Origin of the sequence: Actinomadura gamaensis (genome assembly GCF_042652125.1) — a bacterium.
GTDB lineage: Bacteria > Actinomycetota > Actinomycetes > Streptosporangiales > Streptosporangiaceae > Spirillospora > Spirillospora gamaensis.
The window spans coordinates 470928-490420 of the sequence record NZ_JBHSIT010000001.1 but is presented as its reverse complement, the minus strand read 5'-3'; the positions used below and the strand labels follow the sequence as shown (position 1 = coordinate 490420).

15 protein-coding genes are annotated in these 19493 nt (G+C 73.8%); 5 read left to right on the top strand and 10 right to left on the bottom strand.

Going from position 1 to position 19493, the window contains the following annotated elements; genetic code table 11:
* The first annotated feature begins 10 nt into the window (after nucleotides 1-10).
* Nucleotides 11-1135 (top strand): DUF695 domain-containing protein, encoded by a 1125-nt coding sequence (locus ACFPCY_RS02260; RefSeq protein ID WP_378251850.1) that lies wholly within the window; start codon nucleotides 11-13, stop codon nucleotides 1133-1135.
* Nucleotides 1136-1167: 32 nt separating this feature from the next.
* On the opposite strand, the gene ACFPCY_RS02255 is transcribed toward ACFPCY_RS02260, so the two are convergent.
* Together ACFPCY_RS02255 and ACFPCY_RS02250 are read right to left on the bottom strand one after the other, a co-directional pair.
* On the bottom strand, nucleotides 1168-2079 hold the full coding sequence (locus ACFPCY_RS02255; protein ID WP_378251849.1) for a 3-hydroxyacyl-CoA dehydrogenase family protein: 912 nt from the start codon (nucleotides 2077-2079) through the stop codon (nucleotides 1168-1170).
* Between the two features lie 136 nt (nucleotides 2080-2215).
* Nucleotides 2216-3391, bottom strand: a complete 1176-nt coding sequence (locus ACFPCY_RS02250) for a cysteine desulfurase family protein (RefSeq protein WP_378252560.1) — start codon at nucleotides 3389-3391, stop codon at nucleotides 2216-2218.
* Between the two features lie 183 nt (nucleotides 3392-3574).
* Here ACFPCY_RS02250 and ACFPCY_RS02245 point away from each other — a divergent pair, with 183 nt between their 5' ends.
* From ACFPCY_RS02245 to ACFPCY_RS02235, 3 genes are all read left to right on the top strand, one after another.
* Complete coding sequence (locus ACFPCY_RS02245) at nucleotides 3575-4096, top strand: TetR/AcrR family transcriptional regulator (protein WP_378251848.1); 522 nt, start codon at nucleotides 3575-3577, stop codon at nucleotides 4094-4096.
* A 188-nt stretch (nucleotides 4097-4284) separates the two neighbouring features.
* The gene (locus ACFPCY_RS02240; RefSeq protein WP_378251847.1) at nucleotides 4285-5580 is read left to right on the top strand and encodes an MFS transporter; all 1296 of its coding nucleotides are present in this window, start codon (nucleotides 4285-4287) and stop codon (nucleotides 5578-5580) included.
* Between the two features lie 94 nt (nucleotides 5581-5674).
* Entirely contained in the window at nucleotides 5675-7645 is a 1971-nt protein-coding gene (locus tag ACFPCY_RS02235; RefSeq protein WP_378251846.1) for a serine/threonine-protein kinase, read from the top strand.
* A gap of 95 nt (nucleotides 7646-7740) precedes the next feature.
* On the opposite strand, the gene ACFPCY_RS02230 is transcribed toward ACFPCY_RS02235, so the two are convergent.
* The 7 genes from ACFPCY_RS02230 to ACFPCY_RS02200 form a co-directional block, all read right to left on the bottom strand.
* Nucleotides 7741-8691: an electron transfer flavoprotein subunit alpha/FixB family protein gene (locus tag ACFPCY_RS02230; RefSeq protein ID WP_378251845.1), complete on the bottom strand. Its 951-nt coding sequence runs from the start codon at nucleotides 8689-8691 to the stop codon at nucleotides 7741-7743.
* A gap of 22 nt (nucleotides 8692-8713) precedes the next feature.
* A complete protein-coding gene (locus ACFPCY_RS02225) occupies nucleotides 8714-9493 on the bottom strand; it encodes an electron transfer flavoprotein subunit beta/FixA family protein (protein ID WP_378251844.1) in 780 nt (259 codons plus the stop codon).
* A gap of 291 nt (nucleotides 9494-9784) precedes the next feature.
* Nucleotides 9785-11365 carry a serine/threonine-protein kinase gene (locus ACFPCY_RS02220; RefSeq protein ID WP_378251843.1) on the bottom strand — a complete coding sequence of 527 codons (1581 nt, stop codon included), beginning with the start codon at nucleotides 11363-11365 and terminating at the stop codon, nucleotides 9785-9787.
* 258 nt (nucleotides 11366-11623) lie between these two features.
* Nucleotides 11624-13693 (bottom strand): serine/threonine-protein kinase, encoded by a 2070-nt coding sequence (locus tag ACFPCY_RS02215; protein ID WP_378251842.1) that lies wholly within the window; start codon nucleotides 13691-13693, stop codon nucleotides 11624-11626.
* Nucleotides 13694-13855: 162 nt separating this feature from the next.
* Nucleotides 13856-14719 (bottom strand): serine/threonine-protein kinase, encoded by an 864-nt coding sequence (locus ACFPCY_RS02210; protein WP_378251841.1) that lies wholly within the window; start codon nucleotides 14717-14719, stop codon nucleotides 13856-13858.
* A 219-nt stretch (nucleotides 14720-14938) separates the two neighbouring features.
* On the bottom strand, nucleotides 14939-15889 hold the full coding sequence (locus ACFPCY_RS02205) for an acyl-ACP desaturase (RefSeq protein ID WP_378251840.1): 951 nt from the start codon (nucleotides 15887-15889) through the stop codon (nucleotides 14939-14941).
* 258 nt (nucleotides 15890-16147) lie between these two features.
* Complete coding sequence (locus ACFPCY_RS02200; RefSeq protein WP_378251839.1) at nucleotides 16148-16915, bottom strand: SDR family NAD(P)-dependent oxidoreductase; 768 nt, start codon at nucleotides 16913-16915, stop codon at nucleotides 16148-16150.
* A 226-nt stretch (nucleotides 16916-17141) separates the two neighbouring features.
* On the opposite strand from ACFPCY_RS02200, the gene ACFPCY_RS02195 reads away from it, so the two are divergent.
* Nucleotides 17142-18611, top strand: coding sequence for a serine/threonine-protein kinase (locus tag ACFPCY_RS02195; protein ID WP_378251838.1), 1470 nt, complete (start codon nucleotides 17142-17144; stop codon nucleotides 18609-18611).
* A 48-nt stretch (nucleotides 18612-18659) separates the two neighbouring features.
* Here ACFPCY_RS02195 and ACFPCY_RS02190 read toward each other — a convergent pair whose 3' ends face one another.
* On the bottom strand, nucleotides 18660-19442 hold the full coding sequence (locus ACFPCY_RS02190) for an enoyl-CoA hydratase/isomerase family protein (RefSeq protein ID WP_378252559.1): 783 nt from the start codon (nucleotides 19440-19442) through the stop codon (nucleotides 18660-18662).
* Nucleotides 19443-19493: the final 51 nt, after the last annotated feature.

The window sequence follows — 19493 nt, the reverse complement described above, 5'->3', positions numbered from 1 at the left end:
GAGACGACTGGTGGGAATCTTCCGCCGTCCGCGCGAGACGCCGTCCGCCGTGAGCCCGGCGATCAGCGAGTTCTGGGAGTGGTGGGCGCAGGCGCGCCCGGACGTGGAGGCGTCGCTCTCGGCGGTGCCCGACACGCCGGAGGCGCTGCTGGGCGACGGCGAGCCCGAGCCGGGCGAGTCCGAGCGGGGCGAGTCCGAGCCGGGCGAGTCCGGCCTGTCGGCGGAGATCATGGAGGAGCTGTCCCGCCGCGTGCACCGGATCCACCCCGACCTCCAGTGGGAGATCGGCGGGGTCGAGGGCCGCGCGCCCACGCTGACGGTGTCCGGGGCGGGCGAGCCGGAACTGCGCGGGCTCGCCGAGCGGTGGTTCCGCGCCGCGCCGACCGGGGACGCCGCGGCCGGCTGGGAGTTCCATCCGGCGCGTCCGGCCGACCCGGAGATGCTCGGCCAGGAGCTCCAGCTCGGCGACCACGAGTTCGACCTGGAGTACGTCCGGTTCGGGATGCGGGCCGACCAGTTCCGCGGCCGGGTGGACATCGTCGCCTACCACCCGGACTTCCTCTTCGTCTCCGAGGAGCACCAGGTCGCGGTCGCGCTGCACGTGCTGCACTGGGCGCTCGGCGAGGACGACGTCGCGCGCTGGGTCGGCGAGGTGAAGATCTCGACCGAGGAGCCGGTGGACGCGCTGCCCCCGGCCGTGCTGCCCGCCGTGGTCGAGCAGATCGTGGAGGACTTCCGCGAGCCGACCTGGCTGTCCGGCGAGGGCCGCACGCCGCGCGGGCACCCCGCGCAGTTCGGCATCCGGTTCCCCGTGCACCGGCAGGACCACCCGCTCGCCGACGTGCACGTCGAGGTGTCGGTGCCGTACCAGCACGCCAACCCCGACCGGCTGCCGGTCGAGCCGTCCGCGTCGGCGCTGCGCGCGTTCGAGAAGAAGATCGCAGCGCTGCCTGGCGCGGTCCTGGTCGTCCGGCAGACCGGGGACGGGCTGCGCGTGTTCCACCTGTACGCCGACCCCGACTCAGGCGTCCTCGCCGAGCTGGACCAGCTCGCCGCGGGCTGGAGCGAGGGCAAGGCGAAGGTCGCCTCGACGCCGGATCCGGGCTGGCGCGCGCTGGCCCCCTTCCAGCCCTAGGACGCCCGGCGTTCCAAGGAGCTCCGGTTCCTCTAGGAGCCTTCGCGCTCCTTGGAGCCCCAGGCGTCGGGGGCCTTGCCGCCCTGGTCGTAGTCGTAGAAGCCCGCGCCGCTCTTCACGCCGAGCCGTCCCTTGTCGATGTACTCGCGCAGGAGCCGGCGCGGGCCCTCCGGCAGGGACGGGTTCTCGGCAGCGTAGTGCTCCTCGATGTCGAGGACGACGTCCAGGCCGACCTGGTCCATCATGCGGAACGGTCCCGCCCTGGTTCCGAAGTTGAGCTTGAACATCTCGTCCACGTCCTGCGGTGTGGACACGCCCTCGTGCACGACCTCCAGCGACTCGCGCTTGATCGCCGCCCAGATGCGGTTGAAGATGAAGCCGGTGCTCTCGCGGCGCACCTCGAACGGGTGCAGGCCGTAGTCGGGGAACACGCGCTTCACGTACTCGATCACGTCCGGGTCGGTCCGGCCGCAGGACATGACGTCCAGCGCGTTCGTGGCGGGCGGCATGTAGAAGTGCGTGTTCAGCACCCGCTCCGGCTGGTCGACGTCGTCGATGAACAGGCGGCTCGCGTACGAGGACGAGTTGCTCGCGAGGATCGCGTCCGGCGGGGCCTGCGCGTCGAGCTGGGCGAACACCTTCTTCTTCAGGTCGAGCCGCTCCGGCACGGCCTCCACGACGAGCCAGGCGTCCCGGACGGCGGCGGCCTGGTCGTCGGACGCCTCGACCGTGCCCGCCGGGCCGAGCCCCAGCTCCCCGATCGTGTCGTGGAGGTTGTGCGCGGCATAGTCCACGGCCGCGTTCCGCTGGTCGGCGGACGGGTCGCACACCCGGACCGTCCCGCCGCGCGTCGCGAACATCATCGCGATCCGGCGGCCCAGCGTGCCGGCGCCGATCACGACGACCGGACGGTTCGCGCGGTCCTCCGGCAGGGTACGTCCCACGGCTCGGCTCCCTCGTCGGCGCACACTTGCGTTGCGGGTGGTGACTCTTACGTCACTTCTCGTGTCCAGCCGGGGAGGCCGACAAACGCGATCTCGCCCGATGAATCCCGGCGAAACCGGCGAACCGCCGGGAGTCTCAGGAGAGGCCGGCGCGCCGCGCGCGCTCCACGACGGACGGAAGGGCCTCGGCGAGGGCGTCCACGTCGGCGTCCGTCGAGGTGTGGCCGAGGCTGAAGCGGAGCGAGCCGCGCGCGCGTTCGGCCGTCGCGCCCATCGCGAGCAGCACGTGGCTGGGCTGCGCGACGCCCGCCGAGCAGGCCGAGCCGGTCGAGCAGGCGATGCCGCGCGCGTCCAGCAGCATGAGCAGCGCGTCGCCCTCGCAGCCGGGGAACGAGAAGTGCGCGTTGCCGGGCAGCCGGTCGGCCGGATCGCCGTTGAGGACGGCGTCCGGGACGGCGGCGAGGACGGCTCCGATCAGCCGGTCGCGGAGCGCGGCGAGCCGGACGGCCTCGTCCTCGCGCCGCTCGGCGGCGAGCCGCGCCGCGACCGCGAACCCGGCGATGGACGGCGTGTCGAGCGTGCCGGAGCGGACGTCCCGCTCCTGGCCGCCGCCGTGCAGCAGCGGCACCGGGTCGACCCCGCCGTGCTTGCCGGGCTTGCCGAGCAGCAGCGCGCCGACGCCGACCGGCCCGCCGAGCTTGTGCCCGGACAGGGTCAGCGCGTGCGCGCGGCTCGCGCCGAAGTCGACCGGGAGCTGCCCGGCCGCCTGGACGGCGTCGGTGTGGAACGGGACGCCGTGCTCGCGCGCGATCTCCGCCAGCTCGGCGACCGGCTGGACGGTCCCGACCTCGTTGTTGGCCCACATCACGGTGACCAGCGCCACGTCGTCCCCGGTGCCGATCATCTCGCGCAGGGTCTCGGGCCGGACCCGGCCGAGCTCGTCGCACGGGATCCACTCGACCTTGGCGTCCTCGTGGTCGGCGAGCCACTGGACGGTGTCGAGGACGGCGTGGTGCTCGACCGCGCCCGCGAGCACCCGCGTGCGGGCCGGGTCGGCGGCGCGGCGCGCCCAGTAGAGGCCCTTCACGGCCAGGTTGTCGGCCTCGGTGCCGCCGGAGGTGAACACCACCTCGCTCGGCCGGGCGCCGAACGCCTCGGCGACGACCTCGCGGGACTCCTCCACCACCCGGCGCGCCCGGCGGCCCGCCGCGTGCAGGGACGAGGGGTTGCCCAGCCCGGCCATCTCGGCCGTCACCGCCGCGATCGCCTCGGGGAGCATGGGGGTCGTCGCCGCATGGTCGAGATAGGTCACCACGCGCCCCAGGTTATCCGCGCGGGGGCCGGGTCCCTCCCCGGCCCGGACGGCTCGCGGGCGCCCCGGAGATACCGCCGAGGTGACCGGGGTCACAGCGGAATATTTACGCTCCCGAGGTGATTTTTACGGAAGATCTCCGAGTTGCCCGCTTGACCGTCCGGTCGGTACAGTGAAGAGGCCATGAAGAAGGAAGCCCTCCTCGACGCCGCCGAGGCCGTGCTGTTCGAGCACGGCGGCCGCGCGTTGACGCTGAACGCGGTCGCCGAGCGCGCCGAGGTCAGCAAGGGCGGGCTGCTCTACCACTTCCCGAACAAGCAGGCCCTGGTCCGGGAGCTGGTCGCCCGGGTCATCGCGGAGTTCGACGAGCTGATCGCCTCCTACGAGGACGGACGGCCCGGGTCCTACACCCGCGCCTACGTCCGGGCCACCTTCGAGATCCTCACCGGGGAGGCCAGGGCGCACCGGCGATGGTCGGCCATCACGGCCGCCGCCACCGATCCGGAGCTGGCCGAACCGCTGAACGAGGCCATGGGCCGCTGGCACAAACGGCCCTGCGGCGAGGATCCGGACCCGGCGACCGCCATGGTCGTCCGGCTGGCCGCCGAAGGCCTCTGGGAAGTGCTGAGCCACGCGCCCGGGCTCTACGACGAGGCAGAGCTCGCGGCGCTCAGGGAACGGCTGCTGGCCCTGGCGTCCGGCTGACGCCGGGCCGCCGTCCCGCCGCCTCGTCCACCCGCACGACCCCCTGCACGACCCACCCATGAGCACGGCCCCGGCGCGCGCCGCCGAGCCTCCGGACGCCCCCACGCGTCTTGGAGCGTTCCAGCGCGCTCCGGGCCACCCATGCCCCGGGCCCCCTGCGGCCCCCTCAGACGAGAAAGAGGTGAACCATGCTGCTGCGCGCTCGCACAGGCACGTTCCTGACCTTCGCCCTGGCAGGACTGCTCTGTGGTGTGTGGACGTCACGCATGCCCGCACTCGCGGGCAAGTTCGGGACGAGCGAAGGTGAGATCGGCATCGTGGTCCTCGTCTGGGGCCTCGGCGCGCTCGTCGCCATGCAGGGCCTGCGGTCGGTGATGGGACGCCTCGGCAGCGGCGCGGTGCTGCGCGTCGCGCTGCCGCTCACCGCGGTGACCTACCTCGGCGTCGCGTTCGCGCCGACCTACGGCATGCTGATCGCCGCCGTCGCGCTGTTCGGGATGGCGTTCGGGATCACCGACATCGCCATGAACGCGCAGGCCAGCGTGGTCGAGCAGGCGTACAAGCGGTCGATCCTGTCGTCCATGCACGCCGGCTGGTGCGTGGGCGCGATGAGCGGCGGCCTGATCGGGTTCGCCACCGCGCACGCCGGGCTCGGCTTCAGCGCCACCGTCCTCGCCGCCTCGCTCGCCGCGCTGCCGCTCGCGCTGCTGCTCGGCCCGACCTACCTGGCGGACCGCCCGGCCCCGGCCGCGGCGGGCGCCGGACGCCGCCGCGCCCGGCTGCCGCTCGCGGTCTACCTGGTCGGCGTGCTCGCGTTCATCGGGTTCATGACCGAAGGCTCGATCGCCGACTGGAGCGGCCTGCTCCTGCACGGCGAGCTCGGCGCGACGCAGGCCGTCGCGGCGCTCGGCTACCCGATGTTCCAGCTCGCGATGCTCATCGGCCGGATCGCCGGGGACCACCTGCGCATGTGGGTCGGCACCCGCAACCTGCTGACCGGCGCGGGCATCGGCACCGCCGTCGCGATGACCGTCGTCGTCACCGCGCCGAACACGCCGGTGGCGCTCGCCGGGTTCTTCCTGACCGGCCTCGTGGTCTGCACCGTCGTGCCGACCTCGATGTCCCTCGCCGGGACGTCCGCGCCCGGGCAGCCGGCCGCCGCGGTCGCCCAGGCCGGGGCGATGGGCTACGGCGGCCTGCTGCTCGGCCCGGTCGTCGTCGGGTTCCTCGCGGACGCCACGTCGCTGCGGATCGGCGTCGGCACCGTCGTGGTGCTGGCCCTGCTGATCGCGGCCGGGTCCCGGTTCGTCCCGCTCGGGGCCGGCGAGATCGGCTCGCTGGGCGGCGCGGCCACCGAGTCCCGGACCGTCGTCACGGCGGACGGACCGGTCGCGCGGACCGAGCAGGGCGCGGCGCCCGAGCGGGCAGCGGCGGGGAACCCCGCGCCGCAGCCGGACGGCGACCCGCAGCCCGTCGCCGCCTGACCCGTCCTGCGCCCTGCGGAGGGGACCGTCCACACGGACGGTCCCCTTTTTCGCTATAAACCCTCGGACGAGACCATTCCGGTGAGGGGCGCTCATGGACGGCTGGCGGGTTCCCGGATACACCGAGCTGCGCGTCCTCGGCGAGGGCGGCCAGGGCCGGGTGGTGCTGGCCCGGCACGACGCCACCGGACGGCCCGCCGCGATCAAGTACCTCACCGAGCGGCACGCCGCGTCCGCGACCTTCCGGCACACCTTCGAGCGCGAGGCCGCGCTGCTGCGGCGGCTGCGCAGCCCCTACGTCGCGCAGCTGTTCGGACTCGTCGCGCAGCTGTTCGGACTCGTCGAGCACCCGGCCGGCCTCGCCATCGTGATGGAGGCGGTCGACGGCGCTTCGCTGCGCGACGTGCTCGCCGAGCGCGGCCCGCTGCCGCCCGAGGCCGCGCTGACCGTGCTCAAGGGCTCGCTGCTCGGCCTCGCCGCCGCGCACGAGAGCGGGATCGTGCACCGCGACTACAAGCCCGCCAACGTGGTCGTCCGCGCGGACGGGCTCAGCAAGCTGATCGACTTCGGCATCGCGGTGGACGCGGGCGCGGCGGACCGCTCCGGCACGCCCGCCTACATGGCGCCCGAGCAGTGGCGCGCCGAACCCGCCTCCCCCGCCACCGACGTCTACGCCGCGACCTGCGTGTTCGTCGAGTGCGTGACCGGGGAGCGGCCGTACCGGGCGACCACCTCGGCGGAGCTGCGAGAGCTGCACGTGTCCGCGCCCGTGCCGTCCGGGCCGGTGCCGGAGGCGCTGCGTCCGCTCGTCGAGCGCGGGATGGCGAAGGACCCCTGGGAGCGTCCGCACGGCGCGGCGGCGTTCGTCCGCGAGCTGGAAGCGGTCGCGTCCGGCGCGTACGGGCCCGACTGGGAGCGGCGCGGTGTCGCCGCCCTCGGCGGCGCCGCGGCGGCGCTCGTCGCCCTCTTCCCCCTCACGAGCGCCGGCCTGGGCGCAGGCGCCGCCGGCGCGAGCGCGGGCGCCAGCGCGGCCGGAGCTGGCAGCGCGGGCGCAGGAGGCGCAGGCGCGGGAGGCGCAGGCGCAGGCGCGGGAGGCGCAGGCGCAGGCGCGGGAGGCGCAGGCGCAGGCGCGGGAGGCGCAGGCGCAGGCGCGGGAGGCGCAGGCGCAGGCGCGGGAGGCGCAGGCGCAGGCGCAGGCGCGGGAGGCGCAGGCGCGGGCGCGGGCGCTGGCGGCGGTGGGCAGGCCGCCGCGGGGGCCGCCGGGAAGGGGATCTTGGCGGGCGTGGGCGGCAAGGCCACTCTCGCGGTCGCCGGGACGGCCGTCGTCGTCGCCGGGGGCGGCACGGCGGCGTACGTCGCGACCCATCCCGGTAAGAAGAAGCCTCCGCCGCCGCCTCCGATCGCGATCCGGCTCGCGGCGCTGAACGAGCCGCGGAGCACGCTGCCCGCGGGCGGGACGTGGCAGGTGAACGGCCAGGTCGTGACCGTGTCGGGGCACGAGGACCCGGCGGTCGACAGGAAGCTGAACGCCGCGCTGCGCGCCCCGCTCGACCAGCGCTGGGCGGACGCGAAGAACCTCCTCGGCGGGCCGGGCGCCTACACCGGGACCGTCCGTCCGACGATCCTGCTGCGCGGGCCGAAGCTGCTGAGCGTCCGCTACGACACCGACGTGGAAGGCCAGGTCGGGACGGGCTGGGACCAGGCCCGCGCGGTCACCGTCAACCTCGACACCGGCGCGACCTACACGCGTCCGATCGACTTGTTCCGGTCGGCGTCCCCTGCGCTGTCGCCGAAGGTCCTCGCGCATCTGCCGGGCAACAGGTGGTGCCCGCGCGAGCCGGTGGGGCCGGGCATCACCGCGAAGCAGCTCACCAGCGGCGAGGTCTCGGTCGCGCTCACGCCGTCCGGTGTCCGCGTAGCCTTCCAGGGCGCGGTGCTCGGCTACTCGGGCTCGTGCGGGAACCGTGGCGCGGACGTCCCGTACGGCGAGGTCGCGGACCTGCTGAAGCCGGAGATCACGTCCGCCGTCCCGTACCCGGCGACGTCCATCCGCCCGACGCCGTAGCCATTGCCGGACTTCCGGGCTCCGCCGGACTCCCGCCGTCCGAACGCGGAACGCCCCGGCCGGGCGGACCCGGCCGGGGCGTCGCGCGCATGCGCCTACTTGCGCTTGTTGATCTCTTCGGTCAGCTGCGGGGCCACCTGGAACAGGTCGCCCACCACGCCGAAGTCGACCAGCTCGAAGATCGGCGCCTCGGGGTCCTTGTTGATCGCGATGATCGTCTTGGACGTCTGCATGCCGGCCCGGTGCTGGATCGCGCCGGAGATGCCGACCGCGACGTACAGCTGCGGCGACACCGTCTTGCCGGTCTGGCCGACCTGGAACTGGTGCGGGTACCAGCCCGCGTCGGTCGCGGCGCGGGACGCGCCGACCGCCGCGCCGAGCGAGTCGGCCAGCGACTCGATGATCTTGAAGTTCTCGCCGGAGCCGACGCCGCGGCCACCGGAGACCACGATCGCGGCCTCGGTGAGGTCCGGGCGCTCGCCCTTCTCCTCGACGACCTTCTCGACGATCTTGGCGGCGCGGTCGGCGTCGGTCAGCTCCACCGACACCTGCTCCTCGGCCGGGGTCGCGGGGGCGGCCTCGGGCGCGACGGAGTTCGGCCGGACGGCGATGATCGGCGTGCCGGTCTTCACCTTGGCGTGCGCGATGATCCCGCCGCCGAAGATGGAGTGCTCGCCGACGAAGCCGTCGGTGACGTCCACCACGTCGGTCAGCGCGCCGGAGCCGGTCTTCACGGCCAGGCGGCCGGCGACCTCCTTGCCCTCGGCGGTCGCGGCGACGAACACCGCGGCGGGGGACTTCTCCTGGACGAGCTTGGCGAGCAGCGCGGCCTTCGGCGCGACGACGTAGGAGGTCAGCTCCTCGTCGGCGGCCTGGTAGACCTTCTTCGCGCCGTACTCGGCCAGCTTGTCCTTGGCGCCCTCGTAGCCCGGGCCCACCCATACCGCGGCGGCGTCGCCGTGGCGGTTGGCGAGCGTGAGCAGTTCGAGGGTGACCTTCTTGACGTCACCGTCGACGTGGTCGACGAGGACCAGGATCTCACTCATTGCTTAGGGTCCCCTTCCCCGCTCAGACGAACTTCTTCGACGCGAGGAACTCGGCGACCTTCACGCCGCCGTCGCCCTCGTCGGTGACGATCTGACCCTGCGCGCGCGGCGGGGCCTCGGCGAAGTCCACGACCTCGGTCGCGGCGTTGGCGAGGCCGACCTGGCCGGCGTCGATGCCCGCGCCCGCCACGTCCAGCGTCTCGACCGGCTTCTTCTTGGCCGCCATGATGCCCTTGAAGGACGGGTAGCGCGGCTCGTTGATCTTCTCGACCACGCTGACCACCGCGGGCAGGCTCGCCTCGACCTTGTCGTGGCCGTAGTCGGTCTGCCGCTGGACCTTGATGGCCGAGCCGTCGATCTCCACCTTGTTGGCGAGCGAGAGCTGCGGCACGCCGAGCCGCTCGGCGAGCATCGCGGCGAGCATGCCGGTGCGGGCGTCGGTGGACTCCGAGCCCAGGATGACCAGGTCGAAGCCGGTGCGGCCGAGGACCTGCTGGATCGCGTAGGAGGTCTGGAGGGCGTCGGAGCCCGCGAGGGCCTCGTCCGAGAGGTGGACGGCCTTGTCGGCGCCCATGGCGAGGGCCTTGCGGATCGAGTCGGTCGCCTTGTCGGGACCCATGGTCAGGACGGTCACCTCGCCGCCCTGGGCCTCCTTGATGCGCAGCGCCTCTTCGATCGCGTACTCATCGAGCTCGTTGATGACACCGTCCGCGGCACCGCGGTCGAGGGTGCTGTCATCGGACTTCAGCTTGCGCGGGCTCTCCGTGTCGGGAACCTGCTTGACGCAGACGACGATGTTCATGGCCGGTGGCCGACCTCCCTGCACTCAGTTGGCCGCTGGGGTAAGCGGACAGTAGGACGCCGCCCGTGGGTCGGGTCGACGCGTGCTCGAACGCCACCTGGCGGCAGCGCACCTGACAGCCTGCCAAAGACCCGAACGTGCTTCGGCCCCGGGTCCCCGGTTGGACCGTTCGACTTCGATGTTACCGGTCAGTAGCGCCTGGGCGAAACCCAGACCGTGAGACCTTACCCACGCCGATGATCGCCAGACGAGCCCCAGAGGCCCGCTCCCCTTCCCCGGACGGGCGGGGGATCAGTGCAGGGCGTTCTGGATCCGCGAGATCGTGCTCTCCAGGCTGCTCTGCAGGCCGTAGAGCGGCGCGAAGCTCGGCGTGAGCGACATCGCCGCGACGAGGCCCGCGAGTGACAGCACGCCGAGCACCAGGCCCGCGACCCCCACCGTCCCGGGACGCCAGGCCAGCGGCTCGAAGGCCCGTTCCAGCGCCCGCCGCGCGCCGCCCGCGCCCGGGGCCGTCCACAGCGCGATCGTGCCCGTCCCGGCGCCGAGCGCGCACGCGCCGAGCGGCGACAGTTCGAGGTCCACCGCCGCGAGCGCCGCGACCATCAGCGGGACCACGACCGCGAACACCGCCGCGTAGGGCAGCGACAGGACCGTCCGGCCGAGACCGCCGAGCCGTCCGACCGCGCCCCGGCCGCGCGCGACCCGCAGCAGCGCCACCGCCACGGCCGAGACCGCCGTCCCGACCACCGGCATCACGACCGCCGCGCTTCCCGCGATCACGATCACCAGTACCGCGAGCAACCGCGCCCATCCGCGCACGACGGCGAGCTCGTGCGCGTCCACGTTCCCCGCGTGGCGCCCGCTCCCCACCACGACGCTCTCCGCGCTCGCGCGCGCGGCTCTCCCGCCCGGAGGAGCATCCGGGGAAACGCGCACCTCCGTCTCACCCGCACCGCTCACGTCCCCGCGGCCGAGCGTGCCCGCTCCCGCTTCACCGACGCCCGCGGCCGAAACAACGCCAGTACCGCTAGGAACAGCGGCTCCCTGAGTAGCAGTTCCGCCGGGAACAGCGGTTCCGCCCGGAACGGCTGGCACGGCGAACCCGCCGGTGCCCTGCCCGCCGAATCCGGCGTTCTGCCCGCCGTATCCTGCGTCACGAGGCGCGGGGAGATCACCGGGTTCGGGGTAGGGAGCCCGCTGCGGCGGCACGGACGGTTCAGGGGCAGCGCCCAGGTCCAGCGCGGAAGCGGCGGCGACCAGCTCCTCAGCGGATGGACGGGACGCCGGGTCGGGCGCGGCGGCGGCGCGGAGGAGACGGCGTAGCGCGTCCGGGATGGCGGCGGCGTCCAGCGAGGCGTGCGCACGACCGGTGGCGGCGAACAGGACGGTCCGGGACCAGGCGCGGATGTCGGCCGCCTGCCCCTCCGGATGGTTCACCAGGCCGAAGTCGACCACGACGGGCGCGCCGTCCACGACGAGGACCGTGCGCGGATCGAGGACGCCGTGGGCGAGGCCCGCACGGTGGATCGCCGCTACCGCCTTGGCGAGCGCGACGGCGAGGTAGCGCAACGCGGGGCCGCGTAGCGAACCGTCCCGCGCGACGGTCTCGGCCAGCGGACGCCCCGGCACGAGCCGCGACACGACGTACGGCGGCCTCGCGTTGGGATCGCCGTCCAGAACGTCCACCACATAGGGACTCATGACGCCGCGCATGCGCTCGACGTCGAGAACCGTGCCCTGCGGGAGCATCCGGATCGCGACGTCGCGACCGTCCGGTCCGGCCGCCCTGTGCACGACGCCGGACGGCCCGTCCAGCCTGGCCAGCAGCCGGTACGGACCGATGTGCTCCTGGTGGCTCGTATCGCCGCTCATGGACCCGGCACCCTACCGGCCGCACGCCCCGCCCGAAGCCTCATGCGAACACCGCTTCCCCCCGGCCGACCAACACCCTCACCAGCCCCGCCCCCCAGCGTCCCCCGGCCGAACGCATCTCCCACCGAACAGCTACCACGCCCCGCCCACCCCCAGTGCCCCTTCACCAGGACCAGCGCTCGGCCACCCTGCGGAAGCGGGGGCGACGTCCCTCGGGCGCGGGGTCGGGCGCTGGGTGGGGGCGGAGGGACGGCGGCGTCATCCCATGAAGGGGATGTGGCCGTGCAGGATGTCCTCCACGCGGCCCCGGACGTGCTCCAGGTTGTTGCTCATGCCGTTCACCGGGGTCGTGTCGGGCGGCTGCCTCTGCGACAGGACGGCCAGGACGGTCGCGAAGATCCCGAGGACGAGGACCCCGGCCAGGGCCACCTCGGCGCGCGGGAGCAGCGCGCCCCACACGCGCGCGAGCTGGCGGCGCGGGGCGCCGCTGCCCGGGGCGAGCGTGAGCAGGCCGATCACGAGCATGCTGGAGTACGCGACCGCGCGCGAGGCGGTCATGTCCGGGTAGGCGAACATGAGCACGCCGAGCAGGATCGCGCCCGCGAACGCCGACAGGCCCGAGAGCAGCGCGGTCGTCACCACCGCGCCGGGCAGGTGCAGCGGCGTGCGGAAGGCCGCGCCGACCGCGTCGCCCGCGCGCGGGCCGCGCCGGGTGCGGCGTCCCTCCATGCCGCGCGCCGCCTTGTCCCCCGCGCGCAGCACGAGGACGCCGACGACGGTCACGGCGACGGCGAGCAGCGGCGCGATGTTCGCGAACGCCAGCAGCGCGCCGAGCGTGAGCAGGCTCAGCACGCGGTACCAGCCGTAGGGCTTCTGGTGCTCTCCCTTCTCGCGCTGCTCGCGCTTGTCGTGTTCCGGACGCTGGTCGGGGCGCTGCTGCGTCGGCTGGCGGTACGGGTCGTAGGGCTGGGGCGGCTGCGGCGGCTGCGGCTCGTCCCGGCGAAGCGCGTCGCGGGGAGGCCAAGTCTGCCCGTGCGGCTGCGCCGGCGGGCGGCCCTGGTGCGCCTGTGGATAACTGGCGCGGGCGGGGCGCTCGTACGGCGCGGGCGCGGGAGGCGGAGTGGGTGGGGGCGCCGCCGGAGGCAGCATCCCTATGAAGTCCTTGGGCTGCTGCGCGGCGACAGGCGCGGGAGCAGGCGCGGGCGCGGGCATCGGCGGCGGTGTGTCGCGGAGCGTCTCGGCGTCCGGCTTCGGCGTGCTCGCCGAGTTCGACGCCTCGACCGCGTCGGCGGGCTTCGCCGAGTCGCGGAGGGTCTCCGGCTCGTACGGGGACGGCGCGTCCTGCACGGTCTCCGGGTCGGCGGGATCGGGCGCGGGCATGGCGAACTGCCGCACCTGGCCCGGGGCGGGCTTCGCGACCGGCGCGGGCGGCGCCGGCAGCGGCAGCGGGTTGCCGTGGTCCGGACGGGTGCTGAACTGGTCGTCGATCCGCGTGTGGTCGGTGAACGTCGCCTCGACGTGGATGCGCCGGACGAGCTGCGTCAGCGCCACCGCGGTCGGCCGCTCGGCCGGGTGCCGGGCCATCGCGGCGCGCAGCACCGGGAGCAGGGCGTCCGGGACGCCGTCCAGGTCGGGCCGGCCCTGCATGATCTTGTAGAAGATCGACTCGAAGGTGCCCGAGCCGAACGGCGGGCGCCCGGTCGCGGCGTACCCGACCGTGCCCGCCCAGGCGTGCACGTCCGACGGCGGGCCCGCGTCCTCGCCCTCGATGATCTCCGGGGCCAGGTAGCCGGGGGTGCCGATCACCATGCCCGTCGCGGTGAGCCGGGTCGCGTCCGCGGCCTGCGCGATGCCGAAGTCGATCACGATCGGCTCGCCGTCCAGCAGCATCACGTTGGCGGGCTTGAGGTCGCGGTGGATGATCCCCGCGCCGTGGATCGCCGACAGCGCCCCGGCGAGGCCGACCGCGAGCCGCTGCAGGGCGCGCCCGTACAGGGGGCCGCCCTCCTCGACGACCTCCTCCAGCGTCCGGCCCGGGACGTACTGGGTGACGATGTAGGGCCGCTCGGCGGTCACGTCGGCGTCGAGGATCTCGGCCACGTTCGGGCTGTGCACCCGGCGCATCGAGTCGACCTCGCGGGCCAGCCTGCGGCGCGCCGTCGCGTCCCCCGCGACGGACGGGCGCAGCACCTTGATGGCCACGTCGCGGCCCTCGGGGTCGGCGCCGAGGTACACCACGCCCATGCCGCCCTCGCCGAGTGTCTCCAGGACGCGGTAGTGGCCGATCGACTGGCCGATACTGTCCCCGGACGTGGCAACCCCCTTCATCGTTTCCGAAACCCTACCTTCGTCCGCCCGCCCGGACCGAGCCGGACCGCGCGCCGTCCGCTTCCCGCCACCTCGCCGCCCCTTTCAGCACATCCCCCGGTTCCGGGCAGGGTCCCGGCTCTCGGCACGGCCCCGGTTCCCGGTTCCCGGTGGGTTCCTCGATCATGCGACGGCCGTACGGGCCGCCAGGTTCGGAGCGGTGCCGGATCCGTGCGCCCATTCGGCCAGCGCGCCCGCCAGCCAGCGCGCCGACGGACGGTCCGCCGGATCGCGGGCGAGCGCCCGCCGGACCGGCTCGGCCAGCGGCCCGGTGATCCCGTCCAGGTCGGCCATCCCCCGCAGGATCCGGAAGCACACCGCGTGCAGCGACCCCTTCCCGAACGGGGAGCGTCCCGTCGCGGCGAACGCGACGGTGGCCCCCCAGGCGAAGACGTCCGAGGCCGCGCCCGCGTTCCCGCCCTCGATGAGTTCCGGCGCGAGATAGGCCGGAGTGCCCGCGACCATGCCGCGCCGCTTGCGCTGCGGACGCTCCGCCGTGTACAGGACGTGGTCGGCCCCCGGCTCGTGCGCGATGCCGAAGTCGATCAGCGTGGGCCGGTCGCCGAGGACCATGACGTTGCCCGGCGCGACGTCCCGGTGCAGCACGCCCGCGTCGTGGACGGCCGCCAGCGCGAGCGCCAGCGTCCGGGCGAACCTCGGCACGCGCGCGCGGGGCAGCGGCCCGTAGGCGTCCACGAGGTCGCCTAGCGGCGTCCCCGGCACGTAGCCCATTGCCAGATGCGGCCGGTCGGTGTCGATGCGGCCGCCCAGCAACGGCGCGACGTACGGGCTGTCCACCCTCCGCTGGGCGGCCATCTCCCTGGCCAGCCGCCGCCGCGCCTCCGCGTCGGGCGCGAACTCCGGCCGCAGCTCCTTGACGGCGACCTCGCGGCCCGATGCGTCCAGCGCGAGATGGACGACCGCGGTCCCCCCGCGCCCGATCTCGTGCAGCAACCGGTAGTCCCCGAGTCGCCGGTGCGTCCCCATACTCCCTTTGACGCCGGTTCCGCCAGGGTCGTTCCTGAGAAACCGGCGCCCCGCACCGCCAGCGGACGCAGACCGATCGCCCCGAGGGACGCCCTTCCCGCGGACGGCGCGGCTCGGACGGTCAGCCCTGGCTACCGGCCAGCCCCGGCGGGCCGGTCAGCCTTCGCGGACGGTCAGCCCTAGCGGGCGTCCTGGCGGACGGTCAGCCTTCGCGGACGGTCAGCCCTGGCGGGCGGCCTGGCGGGCGCGGCGCTCCTCGCGGCGGGTCTCGAACTTGGTGGCCGCCGCGTCGAGGCCGTCCATGAACTCGGCGAGTTCCTCGCGCGCCTTCTCGCCGTCGCCGGTGAGGTCGGAGCGGTCGAAGACGTTCCACTTGCGCAGCACCGGGATCAGCACGTCGTCGTGGTGCAGCCGCAGGTCGTAGATGCCCGCGTTGGCGATCACGACCGACTTGCGCAGGAAGCCGTCGATGCTGTGCCCCGGCATCTGGAACGCCTTGACGACGTCGGTGACGGCCCGCATCGTCTCGTTCGGCGCGAGGTCGAAGGCCGCGCCGAGCAGGTTCCGGTAGAAGACCATGTGCAGGTTCTCGTCGGCGGCCACGCGCGCGAGCATCTGGTCGCAGATCGGGTCGCCGGCCGCCCGACCGGTGTTCCGGTGGGAGACGCGGGTGGCGAGCTCCTGGAACGAGACGTACGCCACACCGTGCAGCAGCGACTCGCCGTGGTCGGCCTCGTAGCCGACCTCCATGTGCTTCATGCGCGCGCGTTCCAGCGCGACCGGGTCGACGGCGCGGGTGACCGAGAGGTAGTCCCGGATGACGATGCCGTGCCGGTTCTCCTCGGCGGTCCAGCGGTTGACCCAGGTGCCCCACGCGCCGTCGCGGCCGAACACGTCGGCGATGGCGCGGTGGTAGCCGGGGAGGTTGTCCTCGGTGAGCAGGTTCACGATCAGCGACTCGCGCGCCTCAGGGGTGATCTTGGAGTCGCCGGGCTCCCAGCCCTCGCCGCCGAGCGGGCCGTCGTAGTCGCGGCCCTGGCTCCACGGCACGTACTGGTGCGGGAACCACTCCTTGGCCACCCCGAGGTGGCGGTTGAGCTCGTTCTCGACGACCGGTTCGAGCTCGATGAGGAGCTGGTGCTGGTGCTTGGACTCGGACGTCACGGTCATGCGGTTCCTTCGCTGGACGGAGGGAGGTCGAGCGCGTCCGCGCGCGGTCCCGGCGCGGCGGCGCACGGCGCGGGCGGGGGCTCGGCCGTGGTCGTTGGTCGCCAGCGGGCGATCATCGAACCTACTGAAGCGTAGGTTCGATGTTCGCGATCACGGCCCGGTCACGTCAAGGCACTCCCGTCACAAGCCGCGAGCCGGATTTCTTGTCGGAAGTGATGAAACTCGGCCCGGATACCGCTAGGGATGCTTTTCGAGTGACTACTGAGAGTCAGCGGCCTGCTTCCACAAGCGATTCGCGGCGGCGCGCAGGAGCGGCCTGGGCAGGACCTTCAGCGCGGGCATCGCCGCCTTGTACTGAACGCCGGGCACGCACAGTGCGCGTCCGGACTCCACGGCGTCCAGGCCCGCGCGCGCGACGTCCTCCCGGCGCAGCCAGAGGGGATGCGGGTCGTGACCGCTTTCGGTACGGGTGAAGCCGGGGCAGAGGGCGGTGACGTGGACGCCCCGTCCGACGACCTCGGCGTGCAGGCTCTCCGAGAAGGAGGCCACGTACGCCTTGGTCGCCCCGTAGGTGGCGCTCCCCGGGGACGGCGCGAATCCCGACATGGACGCGACGTTCAGCACGCCGCCCCGTCCGCGCGCGAGCATCCCCGGCAGGGCGGCGTGAGCCAACCGGACCAGCGTGTTCACGTTCAGCTCGATCTCGCGGAGCTGGTCGTCGATCGGGATGTCGGCGAAGGCCCCGAACGCGCCGTACCCCGCGTTGTTGACGAGCAGCTCGACCGGCTCGTTCCGGAGCCTGCGCTCGACCTCGTCCCGGTCGCCGGGGTCGGTGAGGTCGGCGGCGATCACCTCGACCGCGACCCGGTACGTCTCGACCAGCTCGCGCGCGAGCGCGTCCAGCCGGTCGGCGCGGCGGGCCACGACGACCAGGTCCGCCCCGCGCGCGGCCAGCTCGCGCGCGAAGCTCTCGCCGATACCGCTGGACGCGCCCGTGACGAGGGCGGTTCGGAACGCCTGCCGCATGGCGGGTGATGGTAGCCGCTCCCCCGCCCGGGTGGGCCCGTTCAACTGCGTCCCGCCGACCGCCACCGACCGGGCCGGGACGATCGGGGCCGCCGGAGGGACGATCAGGGGCGCCGGAGGTGATCGGGTGGACCGGCCAGACCGAATTGGTCGTGCCTCACGGACATCACGGGGCAAACCCCATACGATCATGCACCGCAGTCCCCGAGCGGCGACGGGTGTCCCAGTGCGAACGGAAGATCGGATCGGCCCCTACCGGGTGCTCGAAGAGCTCGGCGTGGGCGGCATGGGCGAGGTGAGCCTCGCCCTGGACGAGCACGGCCGCGCCGTGGCCGTGAAGGTCCTGCATCCGGCCGTCGCGCGCGACGAGGTCGCCCGCAAGCGGCTCGAACGCGAGGTCGCGACCATGCGCCGCGTGCGCGGTCCGTTCGTCGCCGAACTCCTCGACGCGGACTTCACCGCGCACCGCCCGTACATCGTCACCCGCTACGTGCAGGGCCGCACGCTGGAAGAAGTCCTGCGCGAGCGCGGTCCGCTGCGCGGGGCCGCGCTGCGGCGGCTCGCACGCGGGCTGGCGCGCTCGCTCGTCGCGATCCACGAGGGCGGTGTCGTCCACCGCGACCTCAAGCCCGGCAACGTGATGCTCGTGGACGGCGATCCCGTCGTCATCGATTTCGGTCTCGCGCACGTGCTGGACGCGACCCGCCTCACCCTCACCGGAACCGCCATCGGCACTCCCGGCTACCTCGCGCCCGAGGTCCTGGACGGGGAGCGGGCCACTCCGGCGTCCGACGTCTTCTCGTGGGGCGCCTCGGTCGTGCACGCCGCGACGGGCCGTCCGCCCTTCGGATCGGGGCCCGCGGCGGCCATCTGCTCGCGGATCCTGCGCGGGCGCGCGGATTTGGCGGGTGTCCCGCGCGACCTCCTGCCCGCCGTCAAGGCCGCGCTCTCGGTGGATCCCGCCGACCGTCCCACGGCGATCGAGCTGCTGCCCCTGCTGCGCCCCACCCCACCGGACGCGCCGACCGAAGAGATTCCCGTCCCTCCGCGTCCGCCCGAGGTCGAGGCGGCCGAGCCCTCCGACGACGTTCCCGAAGTGGATTCGCGCGCGCAGGAGCCGGAAGGCCAGGAGCCGGACAAAGCAGAGAAGAAAGGTGAAGGGCCACGCCGTCCGGCCGGGGCACGGCCACGGAGGCTGCGCGGCGCGTTCGGCGCGCTCATGCTGGCCGTCCTGCCGGGAACGGCACTCGCCGTGCCGGTTCTGACGTCGATCGTGTGCCTGCTGTTCTTCTTCTCCGTCTACGCTCGCCGCGCCGTGCGCCGGATGCGGTTGCGTATCGCGAGCGCACGAGGCGGACGTGGCGCGCGCCTACGCGCGGGCACGGCCGCTCTGATCGCCGTCCCGCTCGAAGTCATCGTCCGCCTGGGCCTGCTGACCGTCGCCGGTGCGGGCGCGTACGCGGCCATCTTCGCGTTGACGCGGCTGACGCCCGCGTCCGGACGGGCCACGGAAATCGCCTTGGGCGTCCTGGCCGCGACCGTGGTCGCCCTGCGCTGCCGCTACAACACGTCGGCAGCCCTATGGCTGAGGCTGCTTCTGCCCGTCCTCGCCATAGGGCTGCTCGTCGCCGCCGCGTGGGCGGTACACGCCGCCGTCTGGTGGCCGTTGTCGCCGCTCAGCATCCCCGACGAATGACGCCTCGGCCGAGTGGAGTCCTCAGCCGCCGGCGTACCGAGTGGGCCCTTAGCGGCCGGTGAACTTGGCCTTGCCCGGGCCGTCCTCCATGAAGCTCTTCATACCGTCGCGCTGGTCGTCGGTGGCGAAAAGCGCGGAGAACTGCGTGCGCTCGATCTCCAGACCGGTCTGGAGATCGACCTCCAGGCCCGCGTCGACCGCCTGCTTGGCGGCGCGCAGCGCCAGCGCCGGGCCGCCGACGAAGGTCGCCGCCCACTTCCTGGCCTCGGCGTAGACGTCGGCGTCCGGGACGACCCGGTCGACGAGCCCGATGGCGAGCGCCTCGTCCGCCTTCACGTGCCGTCCGGAGAGGATCAGGTCCTTCGCCCGGCTCGCGCCGACGAGCCGCGCGAGCCGCTGCGTCCCGCCCGCGCCCGGGATGATGCCGAGCTGGATCTCCGGCTGCCCGACCTTGGCGCCCTCGCCCGCCACGCGGAAGTCGGCCGTCAGCGCCACTTCGAGACCGCCGCCCAGCGCGTACCCCGTGATCGCCGCGATGACCGGCTTCGGGATCGCCGCGAGCGCGCGCGTGAAGTCCTGGAGCAGGCGCGACGGCTCGCCCGACATCTCCGCGTACGAGAGCGGCGCCATCTCCTTGATGTCGGCGCCGGCGGCGAACACCCGCTCCCCGCCGTAGAGGACGACCGCCGCCACCGTGCCGTCCTCGCCCACCTGGCGCGCGGCCTCGATCAGCTCGCGCTGCATCTGCGCGTTCAGGGCGTTCATCTTCGGCCGGTCCAGCCGGATCGTCGCCACGCCGTCCTCGGCCTCGACACGTACGAACTCGCCCACCAACGCCTCCATCGCTCCTCGGACCAGCAACGCCCAGAGCCTAATCTCTCG

Bases quoted from the DNA above. Each gene is read 5' to 3' on its own strand.
- ACFPCY_RS02245 (WP_378251848.1), top strand. From the start codon at position 3,575: ATGAAGAAGGAAGCCCTCCTCGACGCCGCCGAGGCCGTGCTGTTCGAG.
- ACFPCY_RS02210 (WP_378251841.1), bottom strand. From the start codon at position 14,719: ATGGGGACGCACCGGCGACTCGGGGACTACCGGTTGCTGCACGAGATC.
- ACFPCY_RS02235 (WP_378251846.1), top strand. From the start codon at position 5,675: ATGGACGGCTGGCGGGTTCCCGGATACACCGAGCTGCGCGTCCTCGGC.
- ACFPCY_RS02200 (WP_378251839.1), bottom strand. From the start codon at position 16,915: ATGCGGCAGGCGTTCCGAACCGCCCTCGTCACGGGCGCGTCCAGCGGT.
- ACFPCY_RS02240 (WP_378251847.1), top strand. From the start codon at position 4,285: ATGCTGCTGCGCGCTCGCACAGGCACGTTCCTGACCTTCGCCCTGGCA.
- ACFPCY_RS02205 (WP_378251840.1), bottom strand. From the start codon at position 15,889: ATGACCGTGACGTCCGAGTCCAAGCACCAGCACCAGCTCCTCATCGAG.
- ACFPCY_RS02225 (WP_378251844.1), bottom strand. From the start codon at position 9,493: ATGAACATCGTCGTCTGCGTCAAGCAGGTTCCCGACACGGAGAGCCCG.
- ACFPCY_RS02215 (WP_378251842.1), bottom strand. From the start codon at position 13,693: ATGAAGGGGGTTGCCACGTCCGGGGACAGTATCGGCCAGTCGATCGGC.
- ACFPCY_RS02220 (WP_378251843.1), bottom strand. From the start codon at position 11,365: ATGAGCGGCGATACGAGCCACCAGGAGCACATCGGTCCGTACCGGCTG.
- ACFPCY_RS02230 (WP_378251845.1), bottom strand. From the start codon at position 8,691: ATGAGTGAGATCCTGGTCCTCGTCGACCACGTCGACGGTGACGTCAAG.